We start from the raw sequence: 24,662 nt of genomic DNA, 5'->3' as shown, positions 1-24,662 counted from the left end.
GGCACCCTCCGGCCTGGGCGGCCAAGGCGCGCCGTCGGGCCTGAGCGCCGCGGCGGCGCAAGGCACGCCGTCGGGCCTAGGCACGCCGGGAGCGCAAGGCGCGCTATCGGGCCTGGGCACCCCGGGGGCGCAAGGCGCGCCGTCCGGTCTGGGCGCCCGCGGGGCGCAGGCTGCGCCGTCGGGCCTGGGTGTCCCCGGAGCGCAGGGTGGGCCGGGCGTGCAGGGTGCGGAACCGGACCAAACCGGGCGTGGGGCCCCGTCGGGGCTGCCCGGCAGGGCACCGGCCGCGACGAGCGAGCCGGCCGCGGCGCCGTGGTCCGCGGCGGGCGGGGAGGACGAGGCACCGAGCGGGCTGCCCCGGCGCCCGCAGCAGTAGTCACCCGGCGGCGCGACACGATGTCGCTCCCTGGTGGCAACCAGCCAGCGAGATCAGTAGCGAGTCGTACACTGAACGTTACCATCGCGGTCGATGTGTTTCGGTGCCGGCCGGACGGGGCAACAGCGTCGTCGGAGCCGGCCCCGGGCCGGCCTCCGCCGGATTGCCGCATCGGGATGTGGCCCGGTACGGCCGATGGCGTTTCGGCGCACGGGCACACCGTGCCGGTCGAGGGGAAGCGAGCATGCCCACACAGGAGGACTCGTCCTCTCGCGTCCTCGAGGACCTGGACGCCGCGGCGGTCGACTATGCCACGCGGGTGGCGACGGCCTCGGCCGCCGAACGCGCCGTTCTGCGTGACCAGCTCACGCGCGTCTGCCTGCCCTTCGCCGGCCGGATGGCCCGCCGCTACCGGGGCCGCGGCGAGGCGCTGGAGGACCTCGAGCAGGTCGCGCGCCTCGGGCTGATCAAGGCGATCGACCGGTACGACCCCGAGCGCGGGTCCTTCACGGCGTACGCGGTCATCACGATCTCCGGCGAGATCAAGCGGCACTTCCGGGACCGGACCTGGGGGGTGCACGTGCCGCGGCGGATCCAGGATCTCAGCCTGGAGGTCGGGCACGCCTCCATGGTGCTGACCACGGAGTTGTCGCGGACGCCGACCTCGGCGGAGCTCGCCGAGCGGCTCGGGGTGAGCGAGCCGGCCGTGCGGGAGGCGCTGGAGTCGGCGGCCGGCTACTCGCCGTCGTCGCTGAACGCCCCGGCCGGCGGGGAGGGCACCGCCGAGTTCGGCGATCTGATCGGCGGCACGGACAGCGACCTGGAGCTGGTCGACGACCGGCTCACCGTCGCCGGGCTGCTGCTGCGACTGCCGCCGCGGGAGCGGCGGATGCTGGCGATGCGGTTCTACGGCAACCGCACTCAGGCCGAGATCGCCACCGAGCTCGGCATCTCGCAGATGCATGTGTCCCGCCTGCTCAGCCGCTCCCTGGCGTGGCTGCGGGAGGCGATGCTCAGCGACGGGCCGCCGCGCTGGGAGGGTGCCAACGGTCCCGCGGAGTCGCACGGCATGCGGATCACGGTGGACCGCGCGCCCGGCGTCGTCACCGTCCGGGTGCACGGCGAGGTCGACCGGGACACCGCCGAGCGCCTGCGGATGGCGCTGCGACACGCCGTCGCGGCCGCCGCCGCCGGTGAGCGGATGGTGATCGACCTGGCCGCCGTGCCGCTGGTGGACGCCGCCGGGGTCGCGGTGCTGCTCGACACCGCGTCGGCCGCCGCCGTCGCGGAGGTGGAGCTGAGCCTGACCGGCACGCAGCCGTACGTCGCGCGCATCCTCGGGGTCTCCGGCCTGCAGCGGGTGATGGACACCCGGTCCTGATCAGGTGCTCAGCGAGGCCCAGACGACCTTGCCTCCGGAGCAGGGCAGCCAGTCCCAGGCGTGCGCGGTCGCGTTCACCAGCATCAGCCCGCGCCCGCCCGGGCGCTCCGGCGACAGTTCCATCGTCGCCCGCGGTGGTTCGGCCGAGCCGTCGCGGACGGCGATGTGCAGGTACCGCTCGCGCAGCGTCAGGCGCAAGGTCATCATCGTGTGCGCGTGGTCGACCACGTTGCTGACCAGCTCGCTGGCGATCAGGCTCGCCGGCGCCACCAGGTGCGGCAGGTCCCACCGTAGGCAGGCGTCGGTGGCCACGTTGCGGGCCTGCCGGGCGGCGCCCGGGACCGGCAGCAGCTCGTCGCTCAGCCGGGGCTGCACCCGGCGGTCGTCGTCGAGCGCGGCGCGCGCCGCCCCCAGCGAGGGGAAGACGAGCAGCCCCCGGTACGCCGCGAGCCGCAGGGCCCGGCGCGCGCCGGGGCGGGGGCCGCAGAGCAGCACCGGGATGCCGGGCCAGCGCTCGGCCTGCCGGGCGACGGTGGCGAACACCGCGAGGGCCAGCGGCTCGGGGACGTCGAGTGCGCAGAGGTCGAGCAGGAGCGCATCGGGCTGCTCGGCCAGGCACTTCATCAGCTGCGTGCGCACGCGGGCGACGTCGAGCAGCTCGAGGTGGCCGGAGAACACGACGACCAGCCGCCCTTCCTCCGGACGTACCACCGTCTCGATGCTCACGGCTGGTCCCTCCTGCCCACTGGAGCCCCCGGGGTACCCACCGCCCCGCCGGCGAAACGTCAGGCGTCGTCGGCTTCCATGACGATGATGGCTCCCTCGGTGTCACGGGTGACGTCGAGCCCCCGCAGCGGGGCGCACGCCACCCGGACGACGACCGCGCGCCCGCGCCGGTTGATCGCGTCGACGGTCACCTCGCCGGACGTGCCCGCCTCGCCGAGCGCGCCGCGCAGGACGGGCCTGATCTGCTCGAACGGCAGGCCGATGTCCAGGTTGAGGAAGTGCTGACCGACCACCTCGGTGGAGCGCAGCCCCCACAGGTCCTCGGCGCGCCGGTTCCACATGCGGATGCTCAGGTCGAGGGTGACCACGGCGACGCCGGCGCGCAGGCTGGTCAGCACGGTCTCCAGGAAGGAGTTGGCCTCGTCGAGCTGGGTGCTGCTGATCCTGAGCTGGTCGTTGATGCTCTGGAGCTCGTCGTTGGTGGACTGGAGCTCCTCGTTCATCGTCTCCAGTTCCTCGTTGGTGGACTGCAGTTCCTCGTTGGTGGTCTCCAGCTCCTCGACGGTCGACTGGAGCTCCTCGTTGGTCGTCTCGAGCTCCTCGTTGGTGGACTGCAGTTCCTCGTACGCGGCTTCGAGCTGCTGGTTGGCGTGCTCCAGGTCCTCCTGCAGCCGCCGCGCGGCGGTGACGTCGTGGAAGATCAGGTTGACCCCGAGCAGGCTGCCGTCGTTGCCGGTGAGCGGGCTGACCTGCACCTCGAGGTGGGTGGTCTCGCCGTTGCGGCCGTACTCCACGTCGGAGACGCGCAGGGTCCGCCGCTCCAGCTGGGCCTGCTCGATGTAGCGGCGCAGCTCGACCGGGCGGTACGACACCTCCAGGTCGCGGAAGGGCCGTCCGATGTCACGCGACGACACCCCGAACATCTTTTCGAGCCGCCGGTTGGTGAGCGCCACCAGCCCGTCGGAGGTGAGCCCGAGCTGTGCGACCGGGCTGGCGGCGAAGGCCTCGTTGCGCAGCTCGTCCAGGCCGACCACCGCGCCGTCGCCGCCCGGCAGCGGCTCGACGAAGACGGCGCCGGTCATCGGCATGACGCGGGGGACCCGGCGGAACACCCGGCGCTTGAGGTCGATGGGTGTGAACAGGTTGCCGTGGCTGAGCAGCATCTCGGCCTTGCCGAGGAAGAGCACGCCGCCGTCGGCGAGGGCGAAGTGGAACCGGGAGAGGATCTTCGCCTGCGTCTCCGCGTTGAAGTACATCAGCGTGTTGCGGCAGGTCAGCAGGTCGATGCGGGAGATGGGCGCGTCCTGCACCAGGTCGTTGCGGCCGAAGATGATCGAGCGCCGCAGGTCCTTGCGGAACGTGAAGCGGTTGCCGACCGGCTCGAAGTACTCGGCCGCGAGCTTGGGCGGCACGGCCTGCATCTCGCGCTCGCCGTAGCTCGCCTGCCGGGCCTCGGCAAGCTGTTCCTCGTCCACGTCGGTGGCGTATATCTTCACCCGTTCCCGGAAGGCGTCCACGCCGAGCGTCTCGGCGAGCGCCATGGCCAGCGTGTACGCCTCCTCGCCGGAGGCGCATCCCGCGGACCAGATCCGGATCGGCGAGTCGGCGGGCTTGGTGGAGACCAGCGGCTCGAGCACCTCGGCGCGCAGGTAGTCCCACGAATCGCTGTCCCGGAAGAACCCCGTGACGTTGATCAGAATGGTGTTGAACAGCGTGGTGAACTCGTCCGGGTGGACCTGGAGGAAGTCCAGGTACTCCAGGTAGGCGTGGATGTCGACCTGGGCCATGCGGCGGCCGACCCGGCGCATCAGGCTGGATCGCTTGTAGCCGGTGAAGTCGAAGCCTCGCGACTCCTTGAGATAGACCAGGAGGGCTTCGAAGTCGGGGTCGGTCGCGTTCACGGGCAGACCGTATCCTAAGCGCGGGTCAGGTCAGGACGACGGCGCCGGATCGTCCACCGACCCGTTCGAGCCGAGCTGGGCGATCAGCCGGCGGATCGCCTCGCCGGCGGCCTCGGCGTCGTGCGCCATGTCGTGGAACCGGGCGGTCATCATCGGGTGCCGGCGCGAGCCGGAGCCCGCCATGCGCCGGCTCAGCGCGGACTTCTCCTCCAGCGCGCGCAGGGCCATCCACAGCGCTCCTTCCAGGGCGATCGCCTGCTCGTCCAGCAGGCTCTCCGGTGACCAGGCATGACCGACCCGGCATCGGTAGCGGGGCAGCGGCTTGTCCCCGATCTCGAAGAGGCTGCCGCCACAGGAGGGACAGCCGAAGCCGGCCGGTGCGGCGTCGAGCTCGTCGGAGGTCACCTGGCTCAGCTCGGAGAAGGCGACCTCGGTCTCGAGCAGATCGTCGGGGCGGCGCGGGCGGCGCTCGGGCAGGTCCATGGCGGTGATCCCGGCGATCAGGCCGCCCATCTTGGCGGCGGGCACGACGTGGTCCGGTGTGACGTGCGACATCGCGGCGCGGGGCATGGACGGATGCAGCGCGTCCTGGGGATCCTGCACGATCGTCGTCCCGCCCCGGGCGGCGATGCTGGCGAGTCCGGCGGCGCCGTCGTCGCGGGAGCCGGAGAGGACGACCCCGATCACGCGATCGGCGTACGCCCGCGCCGCGGAGCGGAACAGCGGGTCCACCGCGGGGCGGTGCCCGTTCTCCGCCGGCCCCCGGGTGAGCCGGATCCGGCCGTCCAGGATCAGCAGGTGGTGGTCGTTGGGCGCGACGTAGACGTGGCCGTGCCCCAGCTCCTCGCCGTCGACGGCCGCCGTGACGGGAAGGGGGCCGCTGCGCGACAGGATCGCCGGCAGCGCGCTGGGCGAGTCCCGGGGCACGTGGAGGACCACCAGGACGGTACCCGGAAAGTTCGCGGGAAGGCCGCCGACGAAGGCGCGCAGTGCCTCGACGCCGCCGGCGGAGGCGCCGACGACGACCACGTCGCGGTGTTCGCGCGTCACGCCACTCCCGCCGTCAGTTTCGTCCAGACCACCTTACCGTCGGAGACGGGAAGCACACCCCACGCGTCGGTGAGTTCCCGAACGAGGTGCAGGCCGCGTCCGCCCGCCTCGGAGACGCCGGGGTCCTTGGGCCGCGGCAGCAGCCGGCTGCCGTCGCGCACGGTCAGGCAGACGCGCCCGTCGCGCAGCCCGAGGGTGAACTCCATCGTGGTGTGCGCGTGCCGGACGACGTTCGCCACGAGCTCGGTCGCGACGAGGCTGATCGTGGCGGCGAGCTCGCGCACCTGCCACGCCGCGCAGGCCTGGGTGACGAGCTGGCGGACCTGGCGGCAGGCGTCGGGGACCGGCCGCAGCCGTACCCGGATCCGCGGCGGTGCCGGCTCGTGCAGCTGCTCCGCGAGCGCCTTCTCGCAGCTCTCCTCCGTGGCCACGGTGTGGCATCCGGGCCAGTCGCGCAGGGCCTGGGCGGTGTCGGTCTCCGCCCCGCACAGCACGACCGGTACGGCGGGCCACTCGGCGGTGCGGCAGACGACGGAGCTCAGCACGTCCAAGGCGGAGGGTTCGGCGACCTCCAGGGCGCTGACGTCGACGAGCAGAGACTGCGGCTGGGCCGACAGGCACCGGGCGACGGCCCGTTCCAGGGCGTCGCCGGTGATCGAGTCCAGCACTCCGCTGACCCGCAGAACCGCCACCGGAAGGTCCTGTTCAGGCCGGCAGACAAGCTGACTCGACATCGGCCCCCTTCCGCCGTCGCGCCGCACCCGTCACCTCGTCCGCTCCCTGTGCCCGGCGCCGGGCGGCGGCAAACGCCTCGCGGAAGGAAAGCGCGCGGGAGTCGGCAACCCGCGCGGGCGAAAGTGAAGTACCGTAACGCGCCATGGGTGTGTCTCAGCGGCTGAAGAGCCGGTTCCGCAAGTTTCTGCAGCGTCCGGGCACCACGGTCGATCTCGCGCCGTTGGAGCGGCGGCTGCCGGCGATCGAGGCCCGCGAACCGGCCCTGCGGGAGCTCGGCGACGACGCGCTGACCGCCGCGGCGGGCGAGGCCACCACCTACGAGGAGATCTGCGCGATCGGGCGCGAGGCCGCCCGGCGCGCCCTGGACCAGCGCCCGTACGACGTCCAGCTCGTCGGCGCGATGGCGCTGCTGTCCGGCAAGGTCGCCGAGATGGCCACCGGTGAGGGCAAGACGCTCACCGCCACCATCGCCGCCTACGGCCACGTGCGTCTCGGCAACGGCCCGGTGCACGTGCTCACGGTCAACGACTACCTGGCCCGCCGCGACGCCACCTGGATGGAGCCCGTCTACCGGCTCCTGGGCCTGACCGTCGGCTGGGTCACCGAGGCGTCCACGCCCGAGGAGCGCCGGGAGGCGTACGCCGCGGACGTCACGTACGTGTCGGTGAGCGAGGGCGGCTTCGACTACCTGCGCGACCAGCTCGTCACCTCGGTCGAGGACCGGGTGCAGCGCGAGCGGGCCACCGCGATCGTCGACGAGGCCGACTCCATCCTGATCGACGAGGCCCGCGTCCCCATGGTGCTGGCCGGCAGCGTCGCCGGCGAGAGCGACCCGGTGCACGACGCCGCCGAGCTGGTCCGCGAGCTGCGCGCGGGCAAGCACTACGAGGTGGCCGAGGACGGGCGCAGCGTCGCCTTCACCGACGCGGGCCTCAGGGCCCTCGAGGAGAAGATGGGCCTCGACCTGTACGCCGACGAGAACGTCGCCCAGCTCTCCGCGGTGAACGTGGCCCTGCACGCCCGGGCCCTGCTGCGCCGCGACGTCGACTACATCGTGCGCGACGGCACGGTGGAGCTGATCGACGAGATGCGCGGCCGGGTCGCCCAGCGCCGCCGGTGGCCCGACGGCCTGCAGGCGGCCGTGGAGGCGAAGGAGGGGCTGCACGCCACCGCCGAGGGCGAGGTCCTCGACACGATCACCGTGCAGGCCTACATCGCCCTCTACCGGACGGTCTGCGGCATGACGGCGACCGCGGTGCACGTCGGCGAGCAGCTGCGGGAGTATTTCAAGCTCGAGGTCGCGGTGGTCCCGCCGAACACCCCGAACATCCGCGAGGACGAGCCCGACCGGATCTACTCGGCGCACGACATGCGCGACGAGGCGCTCGTCGAGGAGATCAAGCTCGCCCACGAGAAGGGCCGGCCGGTGCTGATCGGCACCCTCGACGTGAAGGCCTCGGAGCTGCTGGCCAAGCAGCTCGCCGCGGCGGGCGTCCCGTCGGTGGTGCTGAACGCCAAGAACGACGACGAGGAGGCCGCGATCATCGCGGAGGCGGGCGCGCTCGGCGCCGTCACCGTCTCCACCCAGATGGCCGGGCGCGGCGTCGACATCCGCCTCGGCGGCAGCGACGAGAAGGACCGGGACAAGGTCGTCGAGCTGGGCGGGCTCTACGTGATCGGCAGCGGCCGGCACGACAGCCGGCGCGTCGACGACCAGCTCCGCGGCCGCGCCGGCCGCCAGGGCGACCCGGGCGGCTCGGTCTTCTTCGTCAGCCTCGAGGACGACCTGGTCACCCGGCACGCCGGTGACATCCTGCCGTCCTCGCCGCGGATGGACATGGACGGCGTGGTGCACGACGACCAGGTCGAGTACGCCGTCGAGCACGCCCAGCGCGTGGCCGAGGGCGTCAACCACGAGATCCACCGCAACACCTGGCGTTACAGCGTGGTGATCGAGCAGCAGCGCCTGGCCCTCGCCGAGCGCCGGGAGCGGCTGCTGACCTCCGAGGTCGCCGCGATCATGCTGCTGGAGAAGTCGCCGGACAAGGCGAAGGAGCTCGACGAGGACGTGCTCTCCGAGGCGGCCCGCGCCATCGCGCTGTACCACCTGGACCGCCTCTGGGCCGAGCACCTGGCCGAGCTCTCCGAGGTGCGCGAGGGCGTGCACCTGCGCGCGCTGGGCAAGCTCGACCCGCTGGACGAGTTCCACCGCGCGGCGGTGCCCGCGTTCCAGAAGCTCTTCACCGAGATCGAGCGCCGCACCATCGAGACGTTCGAGGAGACCGACTTCTCCGAGGGCTGGCAGCCGGACCGGGCCGAGCTGGTGCGGCCGAGCGCGACGTGGACCTACCTCGTGCACGACAACCCGTTCGGCTCGGAGCTCGACCGGCTCATCGCGGCGGTCGGCCGCCGCCTCACCTCGGGCGGCAGCTAGTCAGCGCGGGTGCGGCTCGCCCGCGTGGTGGGCGGCGAGGATGTCGCCGCCGAACTCGCCGCGCGGGCGCCGCAGCACCGTGTGCGCATGGTTGCCGTCGTCGGTGGTGTTGTCGTACTCGATGAGTAGATCGTCGGCCTGAATCCGGTAATAGTGCCGGGTCCCGGGCTGCGGAGGGCCCTCCCAGGCGAAGTGGATCTCGCCGCCGGCCGGGTCCAGCGCGGCGGCCAGCTCGTCCGGCAGCCGGCCCAGGTAGAGGGCCACGAGCTGGTCGAGCAGCGCACGCTCCCCGGGCCGCAGGTCCGCCCGGGCGACCCCGGGCGGTGCGATGGGCGCGCTGTGCGGTCGGGTCCCCGTCCTGATGTCGTACGGCGCCACGTCCGCCACCACCGCAGCACGGCGCGCCCGCGCCGACAGCGAGAGCAGCAGCTCGCGCCCGAGATCCTCCTCGGCGCCCAGCGGCCGCAGCACGGGCCGTCCCAGCGCGTCCACCCGGGCCGGGTTGGCGCCCAGGAACACCGGTGCGGGCGAGACCCGGCCGCCGGAGACGGTCATGCTGACCGACAGGTGATGGCCCTCGAAACGCCACGCCCACTCGTCGTCCCCGGGCGTGCCGTAGACGGCGACCCGGTAGTCCTCGCTGTGCCGCCTGCGCCGGCCGCCCTCCCGGCGGTCGAGCACCTCCTCGAGCGCGCACACGGCCATGGCCTGCGCGAACGCGGCAGGGCTGAGGCCGGTGGCGAGGAGCCGGTGGGCGTCCTTGCGCGGTCCGGGGGCGAGGTCGGCCAGCGCAAGGCCGGGCCGGGGCTCGGGACGGTACTCGATCCAGCGCCGCTGCGGGTCGCCGAAGGCGGCGCCCGCCTCGGGACGGGCCCGCAGCAGGGCGGCCGCGGCGGCGGCCATGTCGCCCGCCAGCGTCATCTCACTCACCCCGCTGTGCGGCGGCCGGGTCCACGAGGGTCATGTCACTCGCCACGCAGCAGGTCGCTCATCTCGGACAGGCCGTAGAAGGCGGCGGTCTCCCGCGCGCTGGGGGTGCCGGCGTCGGGATCCGCTCCCGCTCCGAGCAGCGTCCGGACCGTCGCGGCGTTCTTGCGGAAGACCGCGGCGGCGAGCGCGGTCTGCCCGCGGTCGTTGACCCGGCCCGGGTCGGCGCCGTGCGCCAGCAGTGCCGCGACCGTCGGCGGATGGTTGTGGTACGCGGCGAGGATCAGCAGCGTGTCGCCTTGATCATTGGTCAGGTTCGCGGGCAGGCCCTGCGCGAGGTGACCGGCGAGTTCCTCGGTGCCGCCGGAGCGGGCGAGGTCGAACATCCGGTGCGCGTACGCGATCGTTTCGGCATCCATTTCCTGGGCCATGCCGGCAGCCTACGATGTTAATCTCCCCTGCATTCCGCGAGGGGGGCAGGGTGAGCGACGGGGTGTACGTCGGCCGCGCCGGCGAGGACGGCGCGCGCAACCAGGGCTGGCTGCTCGGCCATTTCATGCCGGCCGGGGAGCTGCGGCACAGCGACGACGTCGAGGTGAAGTGGGGGGTGCACCAGCCGGGCGAGCGCCGCGCGGCCTGGGCCACGCGGGAGACGCGGACGGCTTTGCTCGTGCTGATCCGCGGCGCCTTCAACATCGAGTTGCGGGACCGGACGGTGGTGCTGCGCGAGCCGGGGGACTACGTGGTCTGGGGTCCCGGTCACGATCATTCCTGGCAGGCCGGCGACGAGGAGACGGTGGTGCTGACCGTGCGCTGGCCCTCGGTGCCCGGCTGGCGCTTACCCCCCGCCCGGCCTCGGGAAACCAGCGTTTATTCATAACTGCAGGAAACGGATGCCCACCGTTAACCGGCGTGACGGTAATCGCATTGTCGGTGCGGCAAATCTCGATGCATCCGTTGGTTATGGAACGAGTTTCCCACAGTGTGGTTGCCTCCTTGACCGCTCGGCCGCGGCCCCGGAAATATCGACCGCGGTTTAAGCGTGCATTAATTGGATCGTCGTTGTGAACGGCGCCGCACTCATTCTTTCGACGCAGGAGGCTTCATGCCGGTCACCGCCCTGCCGGGGCGCACGGGACGACACGCGATGGGGCCCGGCCGCCTGGCCACGATCCGGCGCGCCGCGGTCACTCCGCCGCCGGCCGCCGCCGCCCTGACCGTGACGCTCAACATCCCGCTCTCCGGCGACACGCTGCCACCGCAGGCCCACCGGCTGATCGAGGCGGTCCGGGAGCTGGTCGAGGCCGGCCAGGGCTCGGTCGCGCTCGAGCAGCCCCGCCCCGAGCAGCCGCCACCGCCCACGGTCCCCGAGCCCGTCCGCGACGGTGGTGTCGAGGTCCGCCTCCTCACCGCTTCGCGGCAGGTACTGCTCGACGGCGTACTGCTGCCGCTCACCCGGCTCGAGTTCGACCTGCTGCTGTTCCTGGCCGAGCATCCACGCCGGGTGTTCAGCCGGACCCAGCTGCTCAACGCCGTCTGGGGATACGAGCACACCGGCGAGCGTACGGTCGACGTCCACGTGCGCCGGCTGCGCGTCAAGATGGGCTCGCACCTGCCGCTGATCACGACCGTCTACGGGGTGGGCTACCGCCTCTCCGACGAGGCCAGGATCGTGGTGCTACCGCACGAGTGACCGGTCCACGGGCCGGCGTGCCGCACGGGGGACCGGTCTGCGACCGGTGTGCCGCACGGGGGACCGGCCCATGGCTGGATGCCGCACGGGGGAGCGGTTTCTCGCTGGATGCCGCACGGGGGGCGGCCTCTCGCCGGATACCGCACGGGGGAGCGGCTTCTCGCCGGGCACGGCACAGACGAGCGGCTCAGGGCCGGGCGTCGCACGGGCGAGCGGCTCAGGGCCGGGCGTCGCACGGGCGAGCGGCTTGAGGCCGGGCGTCGCACGGGGGCGGGTGTCGCGCCGGAAACCGGTTCGTGGCCGGGCCGCGCGGCCGGGCCTGTCCTAAGCTTGCGCGGTGCGTGTGCGTCCCGTGTCGACCGAGGTCCTCGTCGAGGAACTGGCCGACCGGCTCGCCGCGTGGCAGCCGGGAGAGCGGTTGCGGGTGGCCGTCGACGGCCCGGCCGCGGCCGATCCCGGCGCGCTGGCCGGCGCCCTCATCGCCCCGCTGCGGGTGCGGGGCCGCCCGGCGGTGCACGTCTCCACGGCCGACTTCCTGCGCCCGGCCTCGCTGCGGCTGGAGTTCGGGCGGACCAACCCCGACTCCTTCTACGCCGGCTGGACCGACGAGGCGGGGCTGCGCCGCGAGGTGCTCGACCCGGCCGGCCCGCAGGGCAGCGGCCGGATCCTGACCCGGCTGTGGAACGCGGCCACCGACCGGGCCGCCCGGGAGCCGTACGCGGAGCTCGCGCCGGAGGCCGTGGTGCTCGTCAGCGGCCCGCTGCTGCTCGGCGCCGGACTGCCGTTCGACGTGACGGTCCATCTCGCACTCTCGCCGGCGGCCCTGGCCCGCCGTACCGACCCCGCGGAGCACTGGACGCTGCCCGCCTTCGCGCGCTACGCCGCCGAGGTGGAACCCGCCGGATTCGCCGATGTCGTGGTCCGCGTGGACGATCCCCGGAGGCCCGCCGTGGTGCTGACGCGTGAGTGAATCACCGGTGACACCCCCTGTGACCTGCGACGCGAAAGCAGGTTCGCGCAGTCCGTGGCGGTAACGAGCACTGACAGTTATGCTGCGGTTACTTTTTTGCGGGGATCGAGTTTCCGATCTTCGGCGGTGGGTATGAGCGGACCCCACGGTGCGACACCGACGGGCCGGCACGGGGAGTCCACCGGCAGGGGCAGAGGGAAGGGCAGGGGGAGCACATGCTCGTCAACAGCGCGGTCATCACGGGTAAAGGTGCCGACACCGCCAAGGGGCGCTCGACGGACGAGATCGAGCAGATCCGGGCATTGCTGCAGTCCCGGTTCGACGATCTGAACGCCGAGTACGAGGAGGCCGTGGCCGAGAACCAGCGCCTGCGGCTGGTCGAGATCGGCGACGCCGCCGGCGACGACCAGGCCGACAGCGGCTCCAAGACCGCCGAGCGCGACGCGGCCACGTCGCTGCTGCGCACTCTGCTCGACCGGCGCACGCAGGCGGAGATCGCCATGCAGCGCCTCGACGAGGGCACCTACGGCAACTGCGAGAGCTGCGCCAACCCGATCCCGGTCGAGCGGCTCGAGGTGTTCCCGTCGGCCACCACGTGCGTGCACTGCAAGGCCAACCGCGAGCGTCGCGCGGGCTGATCCTTCCGACTCGCACCGGTCCGCCGCCCGCTCGGACGGCGGACCGGTCGCATCGGGACTAACTTGGGGCGCATGGGTGAGATCCAGGTCGGCACGGCGTCGTGGACCGACAAGACGTTGCTCGAGTCGGGCTGGTATCCGCCGTCGGCGGACACCGCGGAGAAGCGCCTCGCCTACTACGCGAGGCAGTTCCCCGTGGTCGAGGTGGACGCGACGTACTACGGCCCGCCGGCCGAGCAGACCACCCGGCTGTGGGCCGAGCGCACGCCGGACGGGTTCACCTTCAACATCAAGGCCTTCAGCCTGCTGACCGGCCATCCGACCAAGGTCTCGGCGATCTACAAGGACCTGCGGCCCGACACGGACAAGAAGACGGTCTATCCGGACGACCTGCCGCCGCAGGCGTACGAGGAGGTCTGGACGCGCTTCCTGTCCGCATTGGACCCGCTGGTGTCGGCCGGCAAGCTCGGCGCGCTGCTGTTCCAGTTCCCGCCGTGGTGGGGCATCCGGCGCTCGCACAAGGACTACCTGCGTGAGGTCGCGGCCCGGTGCAAGCCGCTGCGGCCGGTCTTCGAGTTCCGCAACGCGTCGTGGTTCGCCGGCGACAACGCCGCGGAGACCCTGGCGTTCCTGCGCGAGCACGAGCTGCCCCTGGTCTGCGTCGACATGCCGCAGGGCCACAAGTCGTCGGTGCCACCTCTGGTGGCGGCCACGGCGGACCTGGCCGTGGTCCGTTTTCACGGCCACAGCGACAAGTGGACCAGCAAGGACATCCACGAGAAGTTCGGCTACGACTATCCGCGCGCGGAGCTGCAGGAGTGGGTGCCGAAGCTGCGCGCCCTGGCCGACGAGGCCGCCACGACCCAGGTCTTCATGAACAACTGCTGCCGGGATTTCGCGCAGCGCAACGCCGCGACCCTGATCGAGCTGCTCGGCTAGGTTCCGTCTCGCAGATCATGGGTGGTCCGTCCTTCCGCCTGGGTCGGTCAGGTGTCGCGGCGCCAGCGGGTGGCGGCGTACCAGGCGATGGTGGCGGTGGTCGTGATCTCGATGATCGAGAAGTAGATGTAGTGCAGCGTGGGCTCTGAGCCGACCGTGAGCGAGGCTGCCTGCACCAGGGTCATGACGATTCCGGCGGCGAGCGAGGACCAGCGGGCGACACGGTGTGGCGCGATCCTGCTGACCAGTACCGCTCCGATCGGAATGGTCATGAGGATGGCCGCGCCGAGCAGGAATCCCTGGGTGAAGCGGATTCCGTGGATCTCTCCGGTGAGCAGGGCGGCGAGGTCTTCCGACCAGTACAGGCCGAGAATGTCGCAGTACGCGTAGTTGAGGATGGCGAACAGCCACAGCGACGATACGACGGTCCGCGGGCCGATACGGCGCGCTGGCGGGCCGGGCATGGGATCGGCGATCTCGTACGTCGACGGTGAGGTCATGTCTGTCCTCCTGGAGCAACGAGCGGGAGTGTGTCTTACAACGTAAGAAGCATCTTACAGCGTAAGATCAACCGCAAGAAGCGTGGAGGTGACGATGCCCGCTCGTCCCGAGGACAAGGCGCCCTTGAGCCGGCAGAACGTGCTGGCCGCGGCGCTCGCGGTCGCCGACGCCGACGGTCTCGCCCGCCTCACGATGCGCCGGGTTGCGGAGGCGCTCGACTGCGAGGCGATGTCGCTCTACTACTACGTGGCGGACAAGAAGGCGCTGCTGGCAGGACTGGCGGAGAGGGTGGTCGACGAGGTCATCGCGGTCACCCTGACATCGGCAGTCGGCGAAGGAGCGCAGGACTGGCGCGACGTCATCCGCGCTCGCTGCCTCGGCGCACGCGAGGTCATGCTGCGCCATCCCTGGGCGCCGAGCCTGCTGGCATCACAATCGCAGGTCCCACCCAACGTCTACGGGATCTTCGAAGCCCTCGTCGCCACGATGGTGGATGCCGGACTCGGTTACCAGCTGGCACACCGAGCCATTCATTCCCTGGGCTCGCTCGTGCTGGGCTTCACCCAGGAGCTCTTCGAACCCGCGGCCGACGACGAGGGCACCTCCGCGGAGGAAATGGCGGCGATGGCAGCGGCCCTGCCCCATCTCTCGCGGCTCGCGGACATCGCCACCCATGACTCCGAGGGCGCGCTGAGCATCTGCGACACCCGGGCGGAGTTCGAGTTCACCCTGGCCCTGATCCTCGACGGACTCGAGGCCCACCGCCCGTCCGATGGCGACAACGCACCTTCGCCGGGCGCACCGGGTGCCTCCGCGCGACGGTGACCGACGCGGAGATCGGTGACCCGGTCCGCTTCACCCGAAGTGACCGCCGGCACGTGGTCACACCACCATGATCTGCGAGACAGACCCTAGCCGGGCGTACGGGTCACCTGCAGGCCGCGGCGGCGGGCCAGCGCGGCCATCGCGGCCGCGTCGACGACCGCCGCGCCGCCGGGATCGTTGTTGAAGTAGACGTACGTCGTCATGTCCGGCAGCCGGTCCAGCCAGGCCGACAGAGACGCCCGCCCGTAGCGCGGCCACGGCTGCGCCCGCCCCTCGTGCATCCGCAGATAGGCGAAGTCGGCGGTGAGCCACAGCGGGGTCGTCGGGCGCCCCTTGCGGTCCGCCCAGGACAGCGCGGCGTTGTGGCGGGTCAGCACCTCCCGCACCGCGTCGGTCCACCAGCTGTCGTGCCGCGGCTCGACCGCGACCCGCACGCCGCGGGGGAACAGCCCGAGGGTCTCGTCCAGTGCCGCCACGTCGGCCTTCAGCGTCGGGGGCAGCTGGATCAGCACCGGCCCGAGCTTGTCGCCGAGGGCGTCGGCACGGCTCAGGAAGCGGGCGACCGGTTCGGCCGGCTCCTTCAGCCGCTTGATGTGGGTGAGGTAGCGGCTCATCTTCACCGCGAAGCAGAAGTCGTCCGGCGTCCGCGCGCGCCACTGGGCGAACGTGTCGCGCTCGGGCAGCCGGTAGAAGGCGTTGTTGATCTCGACCGTGGCGAAGGACTCCGTGAACGTCTCCAGCCAGAGCCGCTGCGGCAGGCCCTCCGGATAGAGGTACGGCCGGGTGTCGTCGCCGCCCTTCGGGGGACGCCAGTCCTTGTACTGCCACCCTGAGGTGCCCATCACCAGCACCGTCCTGGTGTCCCCGATTAGTGGTGATCGAAACCGGGTATCGCCGGGGTCTCCACGGACGAAGGGAACGATCATGCGGCTCAGCGACGACGACATCACCGGCGGCAGCGACGTCTCGGGCGAGGGCGTGGCCGACGGCGGCGCCAACGCGAACGGCCAGGACGGCGGCGCGGACGGCGGCGCGGGCGAGGGCCCGGCGGACGGCGGCGCGCACCCCGCCGGTCACGACGGCGGTGCCGACGGCGCGGCGTCGCTCGAGGGCCCGGCCGACGGCGGCGCGAACCCGGGTGGCGTCGACGGCGGCGCGGACGGCGGCGCCGCGGGCGAGGGCCCGGCCGACGGCGGCGCGAACCCCGGTGGCGTCGACGGTGGCGCCGACGGCGGCGCCGTCTAGGAGCCGCGGCGATGACCAACCCGTCGCCGGACGGCACCGAGGATCGTCCGGCCCTCGGCCGGGTCGTCGCCGTCGACCCGGACAAGTTCGCCGAGGCCCACTGGGGGCGCCAGCCGCTGCTCACCCGCGCCGACGAGCTCGCCGGGCCGGAGGGCTTCCGTGACCTGCTCTCCCCGGAGGCGGTCGACGAACTACTCAGCGAGCGCGGGCTGCGTACCCCGTTCCTGCGGGTGGCCGACCGCGGCACGGTGCTGCCCAGCTCGGCCTTCACCGGCTCCGGCGGCGCCGGCGCCGAGATCGCCGACCAGGTCGCCGACGACAAGGTCATGCGCCTGTACGCCGACGGCGCCACGCTCGTGCTGCAGGGCCTGCACCGCCTGTGGCCGCCGCTGATCCGCTTCGCCGGCCGCCTCGGCGAGGAACTGCGCCAGCCGCTGCAGGTCAACGCCTACCTGACGCCGGCCGGCAACAAGGGCTTCGCGACCCACTACGACACCCACGACGTCTTCGTCCTGCAGGTCGACGGGGCCAAGCGCTGGCGCATCCACGAGCCGGTGCTGCCGGAGCCGCTGGAACGCCAGGCCTGGGGCGGCCGGGCCGACGAGGTCGGTGCCGTCGCCGAGGGGCCCGCCGCGCTGGACGTCGTCCTGGCCCCGGGCGACGCGCTCTACCTGCCACGCGGCTGGCTGCACTCGGCGCAGGCCCAGGGGGAGCGGTCGCTGCACCTGACCTTCGGCGTCCGGGCGCTCACCCGCTACGCGATCGTCGAGGAACTGCTCGGCCTCGCGGCCCAGGACCAGCGGCTGCGCGCGACGCTGCCGTACAGGATGGACGTGGCGGACCCCGGCGAGCTCGCCCCCGAGCTCACCGAGACGGTCGCCGTGCTGCGGGAGTGGCTGCTCACCGCCGACCCGGCCGAGATCGCCGAGCGGCTGCGCCGGCGGGCGTGGCCCGCGAAGCGCCCGGCGCCGGTGCGACCGCTGGCCCAGCTGGCCTACGCCGAGGGCCTCGGCCCCGGCGACCGGGTCACGGCCCGCGAGGGGCTGCGCTGGGACCTGGGCGAGGACGGCCCGGAACATGTGGTGCTGCGGCTGGCCGGGCGGACGCTGCGCCTTCCGGCGTACTGTGCCCCGGCCGTACGGACGGCGCTCGACGGCCGGACCCACCGGGTGGGTGACCTGCCCGGCCTCGACGACGACGCCGACCGCCTGGTCCTGGCCCGCCGCCTGCTGCGCGAGGCCGTCCTGGTCCCGGCCTGATCGCGGGCGGCGGTCAGCCGCCGCCCGCGTTGGCGCGCACGGCCGCGAGGATGACGCCGGCCGTGACCAGGGCGGCGATCAGGACCGTCGTCACGGCCGAGGCGTCGAGCGGGGTGGCGCCGCGGTCCGCGACCCGCTTGGCCGCGACGACCGCCAGGATCGGGCCGAGCAGCGCCACGATCAACGCCACCACCGGCAGCCCCACGGCCAGGTCGCCGCCGCCCTCGCGGCCCGCCCAGCGCAGCAGCGACCACGCCGCGAGCCCGACCGCCCCGCCCAGGGCGCCGAGCCCCGCGTACAGGAAGGTGGCGCCCTTCAGCGGCTTGGCCGGCGGTGTCCACGCCGCGGCCGTCGCCGCCTCCCGCAGGTAGTCCTCGGCGTCGCGGTCCCGCTGCCGGGGGATCGCCGGCTGCGGCGCCCGGGCGAAGCGCTCCGCCACGCGGCCGGCCCGGTGCGAGAACTCGGCCCACAGGACGGCGGCCCGGGCGTCCACCTCCTCGAGGCCGCGCTGCGCCGCCCGGACGGCCGCCTGTGCCTGAAGGACCCGCCGGTCGGCCTGGCGCACCGCCTCGTCGGCCTCCTGCGCGCGGGTGTCGTGCCAGGTCCGCGCCTCGGCGCGGTGCGCCGCCGCCTCCTCGTCGAGGTTGGTCAGCTTGCGGATCACGCTGCGATAGTCGGGCGTGCGGCGCTCGAGCACGCCGTCGTGGTCGGGAGCGGTCATGAGGGTCCATAGGGGATGATGACCTCGGCGCCACGGTGCACCGAGCGGTCGAAGTGCAGCGCCCGCCACGGTCTCGGGTACCAGACCGGCGAGCCGTGCCCGGGGTAGTACGGCGCCAGTTCGCTGCCGTGCACGTCCAGCGCCACCCAGGTGCCGATCACGTCCGTACGGGATGCCTGCCCGCCCAGCGTGTCACGCAGCAGCGACGCCCCGCGCCACCAGCCGAGCACGTGCACGCGCCGCTCCGGCCCCTGGCGCAGGATCCGGCGCAGCAGCTCCTGGGCGGCCGGCGGCGCGGCGTCGACCGCGTAGAGCAGCAGGTGCAGCGGGCGGTCGCCGGCGGTGCCCTCGGCGGCGCGCGACGCCGCGTCCTCGAGCAGGAATCCCACCGTGTCGCCGTCGTAGTAGCCGGTGTCGGCCGGCAGGACGCCGCGCAGCGCCTCGACCGCGGCGTGCGCGTCGGCGTCCAGGCAGGCCACCGCGAACTGGGCCGCTCCCGGCGCGAACTGCGCGGCCAGCGAGCGTGCCGCGGTGTGCAGGATCGCGCAGGCCTCGTCCACCCGGGTACCCATGATCGCGATGTTGCGGCCCGGCGCGCGGCGCAGCACCGTCCGCGCGGAACGCGCCTCGACGTCGATGGTCTCGCCGAGCAGCACCACCGGCGCGGCGTGCGGCCCCGCCGCGAAGGCGCGGAAGTCCGGGCTGTCGTCGAGGCGCGGGATCGCGTCGCCGTCGAAGAGCCGGGGCGGGGGCAGCTCCTGCGGGCGCCGCCGCCACAACCGGTGCTGCAGGTCGCTCCAGCGCTCCCGGTCGCCGGCGTCCGGCACCCGGACCACCCGGTTGGCCTCCGTCGCGCCGGAGTCGGCGTTCACCACCGCGTGGTAGCGCGGCAGGACGTCCGCGGCGGTGTTCTGTTCGGCCAGCACCCGGCGCGCCCGGGGCAGGGCGATCCGCAGGGAGAACTGCGCCACCAGCGCGGGGCGGCCCCACAGCGCCTCGATGCCCGACACGTCCTGGCTGGCCAGCACCAGGTGGATGCCCTGGGAACGGCCCCGGCGCGCGAGGTCCTCGAGCAGCTCCACGGCCTCGGCGGCGACCGCGTCCCGGCCGGCCAGCAGCACCTGGAACTCGTCGACGACCGCCACGATGCGTGGCCACGCCCCCGCGGGGTCCTCGGCGCGCAGCTCCGCCAGGTTGGTGACCTCGTGGCGCTTGGCGGCGTCGGCCCGGCTGCGCAGCTCGGCGCCGAGAAAGCGCAGCAGGGCCAGGCCGAACTCGCGGTCGGTGTTGACGTTGACGCCGACCAGGCGGACGTGCGGCAGCCAGCTCGGGTCGCGCCGGCCCGGCGCGAACCGGGCGAAGGACACGCCCTCCTTGAAGTCCAGCAGATAGAACGCCAGCTCGGCGGGGGAGTAGCGGGCCGCGAGAGCACCCATCCACGCGTAGATCAGGTTGGTCTTGCCGGTGCCCGAGGGTCCGGCGATCAGCGCGTGCGGCGGATAGTCGGAGAGCGTCACGTGCACCGGGGCGCCCTGGGGACTGTCGCCGAGCGGCGCGGTCAGCGCCCGCGCCGAGCTCTCCTGCCACTCGCGCTCGGGCAGCAGGCTGTCCAGGGCGACCGGCGCGGGTCCGGCCGCGACCGCGTCGGCGATCTGCCGGCAGGTGCGGGTGACCACCGCCGGGGGCGGCCCGGGGTCGAGCCGGACGCTCAGGTCCCCGGTGCCGCTCAGGCGCGCCTCGTCGCCGGGCACCGCGTCGATGGTCTCGATGCCCGGGCCGTCGGTGACGGGCAGGTCGCGCACGATCAGGTGGACGCCGCACGCCGCGCCGGTGCGCAGGATCCGGTCCAGCTGGCCGCGCTCGTGCCGGGACAGCTCGTCCGGCCGGCCGCCGCCGAGCAGGATGGCGACCCGCCACGGCTCGGGCCGGCGACCCGTCGCGGCCGCCAGTTCGCGCAGCGAGGAGTGCTCGCCGGCCAGCACCGTCTCGTTGATCCGGCGTACGTGGTCGACCAGCTCGTCGAGCAGCGCGCCGAGCCCGCCGGGCCCGACGAAGCGCAGCACGCCGGCCGGGGCCAGCGGGGCGAAGCCGGCCAGCCCGCCGCCGAGCTGCTCGGGGTCGTACCCGGTGAGGGTGATCCGGCCCGGCTCGGCGCCACCGAGCGCGCGCAGCAGCAGCCCGGCCACCACGTCGTCGCCGGTGGCGTCGTGGCCGCGGACCACGACGTGGCCGTGGTCCAGCAGCGGCACCAGGGCGGGCACCTCGTCGTCGTACGGCAGCAGCAGGCGCCCCACCCGCAGCTGCGGTGCGGGCGCGGGCGAGCCGGCCGGGGTGGCCCGCCAGCGCGGCCACGGCAGCCCCGCCGCGCCGGGCGCGGCGAGCCGCGCGGTCTCGGCGGCCGCGCCGGCCAGCTCGGCCAGCTCGCGCTCGCGCTGCTCGTCGATCTCCCGCAGCCGCTTGTCCCGCTCGTGGGCGAGGCGCTTGCGGCGCTCGCGGGCCGCGTCGGCGATCCGGGCCCGCCGGGTGACCGCCGCGTCGTGCTCCTTGCGCGCCGCCTCCCACGCCGCCTCGGCGACACCCAGCGCGTGCGACAGCGCGGCACGGACCTCGACGACCTGCTGGGCGGCCGAGTCAGGCATCGGCGCCACGGGTCCGCAGCGGCTCGGGCGCGTCCGGGTCCAGAGTGGCCGGATCGCGGCCCAGGCGGGCCAGCAGGACGCCGGTCAGCACGCCCGCGGTGACCGCCGAGTCGGCGGGGTGGGCGGGCGCGTCCGCGGTGGCCGGCGCCCGGCAGATGCGGGCGAGCAGCGTGTCGAGGACGGCCGGTGGGGTGCCCGGCAGCAGGGACCTGACCCGGCCCCCGGCGGCCGTCCGCAGCCGCGGCAGGTCCTCCGGGCGCGGCTCGTGGCCGAGCAGGTCGCCGGCGAGGCGGTGCAGCACCGGGCTGCTGGCCGCGGAGAGACCCAGGCCGGTGGCGGCGTCGACCCGGTGCAGGTCCCGGCCGAGCCGGGCGCGGTCGCCGGAGCGGACCCCGGCGGCGACCCGGCGCAGCAGCTCGGCGGTGCTGGCGGCCCGCCCGCCCGCGCCGCCGGTGCTCTGCCCGCGCGCGCCGCCGGTGCTCTGCCCGCCCGCGCCGCCGGTGCTCTGCCCGCCCGCGCCGCCGGCCACCTGGCCTCCCGCGGCGCCGGCGTTCTCTCCGCCCGAAGCGCCGGCGTTCTGGGGTGGGGGCGGCGCCTCGCCGGTGAGCGCGGCGACCCGCTCCTGCCACCATGGCCCGAGCCGCTCGGCCGGCGGCTCGTGCTGCTCGGGGCGGTACGGGGCCGGCGCGTCCTCCTTCAGCCCCGCCCGGTAGTCGTCGCCCGGCGCCGGTGCGGTGCCGGACAGACCGAGCACGGCCAGATAGGACGCGATCGCGTCCTGGGTGACGCGCAACGCGGCGGCGGCGTGCTCGGCGTGCTCGGTGGCGTTGCCCAGCTGCGGCACGCCCATCGGGTCGACGGACGTCTGACGCACCCAGTTCAGCAGCTCGGAGGCGCTGCGCAACCGTTCCATGGCCACCGACACGAGGCCGGTCGGTAGCTCGTCCGAGGTGGACCGGAGCTGGGCGCCGAGTTCCTGCAGGAGTGACATCGGGTCAGAGGGTCGCCGTGTAGGTCTGTGCCTGTTCCACCGCGAGCAGCGTCGCGCCGAGGCACTCCTCGAGCTGCTGGTCCGCCTGGGCGAGGGAGGCGTGCGCGGCGCCGACGTGGTCGTTGGCCGAGCCGTCGAGCGCGGCGGCCAGGCTCTGCTGGGCCTCGCCGAGCTTCTCCCGGGCCGCCTGGATGGCCGCCTGTCCCTCGGTGACCTGGTGGAGGGCGGCGTCCACGGCCGCTCTGACCTCGGCGACGCTGGCCACTCGTGCAGCCTCCCGGTGAAATCGTCACGGTGTTACGCGCCCCAGCTTAGTCGTCCCGGATGGGTGGGTCGTGCCCCCGTGCGGAGTTTCCGCGCGGAACGCTGGTGGGGCCGCGTACCTCGGCGCCGAGGGCTGTCACCCGTTCGCGTAGACCGCGGTCGGCGGTGACCACGACGACCCGCCGGCCGGCACCCTCGGCGGCCACGAGCGCCACGATCGCGTCGTCTCCGGAGCCGCCGGCGCGCTCCACGCGGACGCCCGGGGCGGCGGCGACGTCGCGGGCCCGGCCCTCCACGACCAGGACGAGCTCGACCGGGCCGGGAAGGTCCGGCAGCCCCGCGGCGTGCAGCGGCCGCAGTGCGTCGCGCAGCCGGGCGGTGGCCCCGGCGCGGTCTCTCCACCAGCCGTCCGGTTTCGAGCCGACGACGTTGGCGGCGTCCACGACCAGCAGCGGCACCGACATGTCAGCAGCGTCTCACACCCACCCCGGGCGCCGTCCGCCCGCCGCGCGTCGTGACCGGGCGTCGCGGTCCGGCTGTCACGCCGGGCGTCGCGGTCCGGCTGTCACGCCGGGCGTCGCGGCCTGCTGTCACGCCGCGCGTCGCGGCCGGCTCTCGCGCCGCGCCTCGGTGCCGGGTCTTGCGGGGCGGTTCCCGGGTGGAGGGTCTCAGGCGGCGGTGAGGTGCTGGGCGCCGAGGTGGGGGTGGTCGGCGAGCCAGGCGAGATAGCCGGGGTTGCGGGCCGAGGCCTCCAGGTACGCGTCGCGGGCCATGACCATCAGGCGCGGGGCGGCCTGCGCCGCCGGGCTGTCCGGGTGCCAGCCCAGCACCTGCCGCCAGCGCAGCGGCGCACCCTTGATCGGCAGGTGCACCAGCCCGGCCGGCGGGCGGAAGGTGGGCTGGCACAGCGCCAGCGCCACGCCGGACTCGGCCATGTCGACGCAGCCGCGGATGTCGGTCTCCAGGATCCGCCGGGGGGTGAAGCCGGCCCGGGCGCAGGCCGCGGCGAAGCAGTCGCCGAAGCAGCCGCCGCCGGGTCCACCCGCCCACTGCTCCTCGGCGAGCTCGGCGAGGTCGACCTCGACGCCCTTGGCCTGCGGGTGGTCCTCCTGCATCAGCACGCAGACGCCGTCCACCGCGATGGTCTGCCAGACCAGCCCGTAGTCGGCCGAGGGGATGGCGTCGCCGCAGACCCCGACCTGGGCGTAGTCCAGCTTGCCGGCCAGCACCATGGTGGCCAGTTCGTCCACGTAGTACGACGCGTGGGTGGAGATCTGCGCCTCGGGCTGGGCCTCGGACAGCCGGTGCACCATGCCGCCGATGACCGGGCCGCCGATCGAGCCGATCCGGTAGCGGCTCATGGCGTTGTCCGAGCCGGCCCCGGCCAGCCGGGCCGCCTCGTCCTGCAGGCCCTTCATGGCGGGCAGCAGGACCCGGGCGCGGGAGAGCACGAGCTCGCCCAGCGCGGTGGGCCTCGCGCCCCGCCGGTCGCGTTCGAACAGCGGTCCGCCCAGCGTTCGCTCGATGCGTTGCAGCTGCGCGGTCAGGGCCGGCTGGGCGAGCCCGAGCAGCGACGCCGCCTTCGTCACGCTGCCCGTCTCGGCGATGGCACAGACCACCTTGAGATGCCGCAGCTCCAGGTTCATAGCGTGACGGTAGGACGTCCGCGGGATAACGGCTAGACCTTCAGCCGATCGAAGATCCTCCACTTGTGACAAACGGGTTAACCAAAAGGACAGAAGCAGCTAACCGGTACGTTCGTACGGAAACATTATGTACGCCATTTATCACTATCAGTAAAGTTAAAGATCTTGGGGGTACGTGGTCCGCCGGCCGGCCAGGTCCCGGATCTTGTCCACGATGGCCACCGCGGGATCCACGATCTTGTTCCACGGCGGCGTCGCCGGGGTGCCCGGATGCGGCCGGGTCGGCGCCGCCTCCTCCGCCAGCTCCACCCGGTTGCCGAGCCGGACCAGCTCCTCGGCCGACGCCATCCGCCCCAGCAGCGGCAGCAGCTCGCCGTCCGCGGCGTCCGCGTGCCGGCGCAGCCGCCGGTGCACGTCCCGGGCCCGCTCGCGCCGGTCGGCGTCCCCGGCCGCCTCCAGCAGCCGCAGCGACTCCAGCAGCGCCCGGTCCTCGGCGAGCTCCCGGGTGACGAGTTGCTCACCGTCCGGCACGACGGCGCGTACGGCCGGATAGAGGTACTGCTCCTCGGCGGACAGGTGCCGCGACAGCGCGGCGCTCACCACCTGGGCCAGCGGGCGTCGCCGGCCCGCGCCGGTGCCGTCGGCGGTCAGCTCGGCGCAGAGCGCCAGCAGCTCCCGATGCGCACGGGACACGACGTCGGCCACGCTCGGGCCGGTGGACTCGCCGCCGACCGGCGGCAGCGGAGGCAGATGTACGGACACGCCCCGCCTGGTACCCGTACCCGATCTCCGGCCAAACGC

At 73.7% G+C, this 24,662-nt stretch carries 25 protein-coding genes; 10 read left to right on the top strand and 15 right to left on the bottom strand.

Annotated elements, in window-relative coordinates:
- Positions 1–620 precede the first annotated feature (620 nt).
- Complete coding sequence (locus IEY99_RS18365; protein ID WP_189204706.1) at positions 621–1,757, top strand: SigB/SigF/SigG family RNA polymerase sigma factor; 1,137 nt, start codon at positions 621–623, stop codon at positions 1,755–1,757.
- Here the strand turns inward: IEY99_RS18365 and IEY99_RS18360 are convergent, their stop codons facing one another.
- From IEY99_RS18360 to IEY99_RS18345, 4 genes are read right to left on the bottom strand one after another with little or no spacing between them, the layout of a single operon-like run.
- A complete protein-coding gene (locus IEY99_RS18360; RefSeq protein WP_189204704.1) occupies positions 1,758–2,483 on the bottom strand; it encodes an ATP-binding protein in 726 nt (241 codons plus the stop codon). It lies immediately after the preceding gene.
- A 59-nt stretch (positions 2,484–2,542) separates the two neighbouring features.
- Entirely contained in the window at positions 2,543–4,384 is a 1,842-nt protein-coding gene (locus tag IEY99_RS18355; RefSeq protein WP_189204702.1) for a CheR family methyltransferase, read from the bottom strand.
- A gap of 30 nt (positions 4,385–4,414) precedes the next feature.
- Positions 4,415–5,434 carry a chemotaxis protein CheB gene (locus tag IEY99_RS18350; protein WP_189204700.1) on the bottom strand — a complete coding sequence of 340 codons (1,020 nt, stop codon included), beginning with the start codon at positions 5,432–5,434 and terminating at the stop codon, positions 4,415–4,417.
- A complete protein-coding gene (locus IEY99_RS18345; RefSeq protein WP_229798890.1) occupies positions 5,431–6,126 on the bottom strand; it encodes an ATP-binding protein in 696 nt (231 codons plus the stop codon). The genes IEY99_RS18350 and IEY99_RS18345 overlap by 4 nt, the downstream gene beginning before the upstream one ends.
- A gap of 185 nt (positions 6,127–6,311) precedes the next feature.
- Here IEY99_RS18345 and secA2 point away from each other — a divergent pair, with 185 nt between their 5' ends.
- On the top strand, positions 6,312–8,603 hold the full coding sequence (gene secA2, locus IEY99_RS18340) for an accessory Sec system translocase SecA2 (RefSeq protein WP_189204696.1): 2,292 nt from the start codon (positions 6,312–6,314) through the stop codon (positions 8,601–8,603).
- Here secA2 and IEY99_RS18335 read toward each other — a convergent pair whose 3' ends face one another.
- Positions 8,604–9,524: a DUF3500 domain-containing protein gene (locus IEY99_RS18335; protein WP_189204694.1), complete on the bottom strand. Its 921-nt coding sequence runs from the start codon at positions 9,522–9,524 to the stop codon at positions 8,604–8,606.
- Between the two features lie 44 nt (positions 9,525–9,568).
- Positions 9,569–9,961, bottom strand: coding sequence for an ankyrin repeat domain-containing protein (locus IEY99_RS18330; RefSeq protein WP_189204692.1), 393 nt, complete (start codon positions 9,959–9,961; stop codon positions 9,569–9,571).
- 50 nt (positions 9,962–10,011) lie between these two features.
- Between IEY99_RS18330 and IEY99_RS18325 the strand changes: the two genes are divergently transcribed.
- The 5 genes from IEY99_RS18325 to IEY99_RS18305 all read left to right on the top strand — a co-directional run bounded on the left by IEY99_RS18325 (position 10,012) and on the right by IEY99_RS18305 (position 13,770).
- Positions 10,012–10,410, top strand: a complete 399-nt coding sequence (locus IEY99_RS18325; RefSeq protein WP_189204690.1) for a signal peptidase I — start codon at positions 10,012–10,014, stop codon at positions 10,408–10,410.
- Between the two features lie 339 nt (positions 10,411–10,749).
- The gene (locus IEY99_RS18320; protein ID WP_373293384.1) at positions 10,750–11,223 is read left to right on the top strand and encodes a winged helix-turn-helix domain-containing protein; all 474 of its coding nucleotides are present in this window, start codon (positions 10,750–10,752) and stop codon (positions 11,221–11,223) included.
- Between the two features lie 337 nt (positions 11,224–11,560).
- Positions 11,561–12,193: a nucleoside/nucleotide kinase family protein gene (locus IEY99_RS18315; protein ID WP_189204686.1), complete on the top strand. Its 633-nt coding sequence runs from the start codon at positions 11,561–11,563 to the stop codon at positions 12,191–12,193.
- A gap of 215 nt (positions 12,194–12,408) precedes the next feature.
- Entirely contained in the window at positions 12,409–12,831 is a 423-nt protein-coding gene (locus tag IEY99_RS18310) for a TraR/DksA family transcriptional regulator (RefSeq protein WP_189204684.1), read from the top strand.
- Between the two features lie 72 nt (positions 12,832–12,903).
- The gene (locus tag IEY99_RS18305) at positions 12,904–13,770 is read left to right on the top strand and encodes a DUF72 domain-containing protein (RefSeq protein WP_189204682.1); all 867 of its coding nucleotides are present in this window, start codon (positions 12,904–12,906) and stop codon (positions 13,768–13,770) included.
- A gap of 47 nt (positions 13,771–13,817) precedes the next feature.
- Here IEY99_RS18305 and IEY99_RS18300 read toward each other — a convergent pair whose 3' ends face one another.
- Positions 13,818–14,270 (bottom strand): DUF6326 family protein, encoded by a 453-nt coding sequence (locus IEY99_RS18300; protein ID WP_229798888.1) that lies wholly within the window; start codon positions 14,268–14,270, stop codon positions 13,818–13,820.
- A 94-nt stretch (positions 14,271–14,364) separates the two neighbouring features.
- On the opposite strand from IEY99_RS18300, the gene IEY99_RS18295 reads away from it, so the two are divergent.
- Positions 14,365–15,096, top strand: coding sequence for a TetR/AcrR family transcriptional regulator (locus IEY99_RS18295; RefSeq protein WP_189204895.1), 732 nt, complete (start codon positions 14,365–14,367; stop codon positions 15,094–15,096).
- 86 nt (positions 15,097–15,182) lie between these two features.
- On the opposite strand, the gene IEY99_RS18290 is transcribed toward IEY99_RS18295, so the two are convergent.
- Complete coding sequence (locus IEY99_RS18290; protein ID WP_189204681.1) at positions 15,183–15,938, bottom strand: DUF72 domain-containing protein; 756 nt, start codon at positions 15,936–15,938, stop codon at positions 15,183–15,185.
- Positions 15,939–16,020: 82 nt separating this feature from the next.
- On the opposite strand from IEY99_RS18290, the gene IEY99_RS18285 reads away from it, so the two are divergent.
- Entirely contained in the window at positions 16,021–16,341 is a 321-nt protein-coding gene (locus IEY99_RS18285) for a BatC protein (protein WP_189204679.1), read from the top strand.
- Positions 16,342–16,352: 11 nt separating this feature from the next.
- Complete coding sequence (locus IEY99_RS18280) at positions 16,353–17,600, top strand: cupin domain-containing protein (protein WP_189204677.1); 1,248 nt, start codon at positions 16,353–16,355, stop codon at positions 17,598–17,600.
- A 13-nt stretch (positions 17,601–17,613) separates the two neighbouring features.
- Here IEY99_RS18280 and IEY99_RS18275 read toward each other — a convergent pair whose 3' ends face one another.
- The 7 genes from IEY99_RS18275 to IEY99_RS18245 all read right to left on the bottom strand — a co-directional run bounded on the left by IEY99_RS18275 (position 17,614) and on the right by IEY99_RS18245 (position 24,623).
- On the bottom strand, positions 17,614–18,321 hold the full coding sequence (locus IEY99_RS18275; protein ID WP_189204675.1) for a hypothetical protein: 708 nt from the start codon (positions 18,319–18,321) through the stop codon (positions 17,614–17,616).
- The gene (locus IEY99_RS18270; RefSeq protein ID WP_189204673.1) at positions 18,318–20,960 is read right to left on the bottom strand and encodes an FtsK/SpoIIIE domain-containing protein; all 2,643 of its coding nucleotides are present in this window, start codon (positions 20,958–20,960) and stop codon (positions 18,318–18,320) included. Before IEY99_RS18270 ends, IEY99_RS18275 begins: the two co-directional genes overlap by 4 nt.
- Positions 20,953–21,951 (bottom strand): hypothetical protein, encoded by a 999-nt coding sequence (locus IEY99_RS18265; protein ID WP_189204671.1) that lies wholly within the window; start codon positions 21,949–21,951, stop codon positions 20,953–20,955. The genes IEY99_RS18270 and IEY99_RS18265 overlap by 8 nt, the downstream gene beginning before the upstream one ends.
- Positions 21,952–21,955: 4 nt before the next feature.
- Positions 21,956–22,216 (bottom strand): hypothetical protein, encoded by a 261-nt coding sequence (locus tag IEY99_RS18260; RefSeq protein WP_189204669.1) that lies wholly within the window; start codon positions 22,214–22,216, stop codon positions 21,956–21,958.
- 46 nt (positions 22,217–22,262) lie between these two features.
- On the bottom strand, positions 22,263–22,679 hold the full coding sequence (locus IEY99_RS18255) for a PIN domain-containing protein (protein WP_189204667.1): 417 nt from the start codon (positions 22,677–22,679) through the stop codon (positions 22,263–22,265).
- Positions 22,680–22,883: 204 nt separating this feature from the next.
- Entirely contained in the window at positions 22,884–23,861 is a 978-nt protein-coding gene (locus IEY99_RS18250) for a LysR family transcriptional regulator (RefSeq protein ID WP_189204665.1), read from the bottom strand.
- A 156-nt stretch (positions 23,862–24,017) separates the two neighbouring features.
- On the bottom strand, positions 24,018–24,623 hold the full coding sequence (locus IEY99_RS18245; protein ID WP_189204663.1) for a hemerythrin domain-containing protein: 606 nt from the start codon (positions 24,621–24,623) through the stop codon (positions 24,018–24,020).
- Between the last annotated feature and the right edge of the window lie 39 nt (positions 24,624–24,662).

It is taken from the genome of Couchioplanes azureus (assembly GCF_014648355.1).
In the GTDB taxonomy this organism is placed as follows: Bacteria; Actinomycetota; Actinomycetes; order Mycobacteriales; family Micromonosporaceae; genus Actinoplanes; species Actinoplanes azureus.
This window is presented reverse-complemented; position numbering and strand designations above follow the sequence as displayed.

Bases quoted from the DNA above. Each gene is read 5' to 3' on its own strand.
- IEY99_RS18335 (WP_189204694.1), bottom strand. From the start codon at position 9,524: ATGACGCTGGCGGGCGACATGGCCGCCGCCGCGGCCGCCCTGCTGCGG.
- IEY99_RS18300 (WP_229798888.1), bottom strand. From the start codon at position 14,270: ATGACCTCACCGTCGACGTACGAGATCGCCGATCCCATGCCCGGCCCG.
- IEY99_RS18365 (WP_189204706.1), top strand. From the start codon at position 621: ATGCCCACACAGGAGGACTCGTCCTCTCGCGTCCTCGAGGACCTGGAC.
- IEY99_RS18275 (WP_189204675.1), bottom strand. From the start codon at position 18,321: ATGACCGCTCCCGACCACGACGGCGTGCTCGAGCGCCGCACGCCCGAC.
- IEY99_RS18270 (WP_189204673.1), bottom strand. From the start codon at position 20,960: ATGCCTGACTCGGCCGCCCAGCAGGTCGTCGAGGTCCGTGCCGCGCTG.
- IEY99_RS18310 (WP_189204684.1), top strand. From the start codon at position 12,409: ATGCTCGTCAACAGCGCGGTCATCACGGGTAAAGGTGCCGACACCGCC.
- IEY99_RS18290 (WP_189204681.1), bottom strand. From the start codon at position 15,938: ATGGGCACCTCAGGGTGGCAGTACAAGGACTGGCGTCCCCCGAAGGGC.
- IEY99_RS18285 (WP_189204679.1), top strand. From the start codon at position 16,021: ATGCGGCTCAGCGACGACGACATCACCGGCGGCAGCGACGTCTCGGGC.
- IEY99_RS18305 (WP_189204682.1), top strand. From the start codon at position 12,904: ATGGGTGAGATCCAGGTCGGCACGGCGTCGTGGACCGACAAGACGTTG.
- IEY99_RS18250 (WP_189204665.1), bottom strand. From the start codon at position 23,861: ATGAACCTGGAGCTGCGGCATCTCAAGGTGGTCTGTGCCATCGCCGAG.
- IEY99_RS18265 (WP_189204671.1), bottom strand. From the start codon at position 21,951: ATGTCACTCCTGCAGGAACTCGGCGCCCAGCTCCGGTCCACCTCGGAC.
- secA2 (WP_189204696.1), top strand. From the start codon at position 6,312: ATGGGTGTGTCTCAGCGGCTGAAGAGCCGGTTCCGCAAGTTTCTGCAG.
- IEY99_RS18255 (WP_189204667.1), bottom strand. From the start codon at position 22,679: ATGTCGGTGCCGCTGCTGGTCGTGGACGCCGCCAACGTCGTCGGCTCG.
- IEY99_RS18295 (WP_189204895.1), top strand. From the start codon at position 14,365: ATGCCCGCTCGTCCCGAGGACAAGGCGCCCTTGAGCCGGCAGAACGTG.
- IEY99_RS18330 (WP_189204692.1), bottom strand. From the start codon at position 9,961: ATGGCCCAGGAAATGGATGCCGAAACGATCGCGTACGCGCACCGGATG.
- IEY99_RS18280 (WP_189204677.1), top strand. From the start codon at position 16,353: ATGACCAACCCGTCGCCGGACGGCACCGAGGATCGTCCGGCCCTCGGC.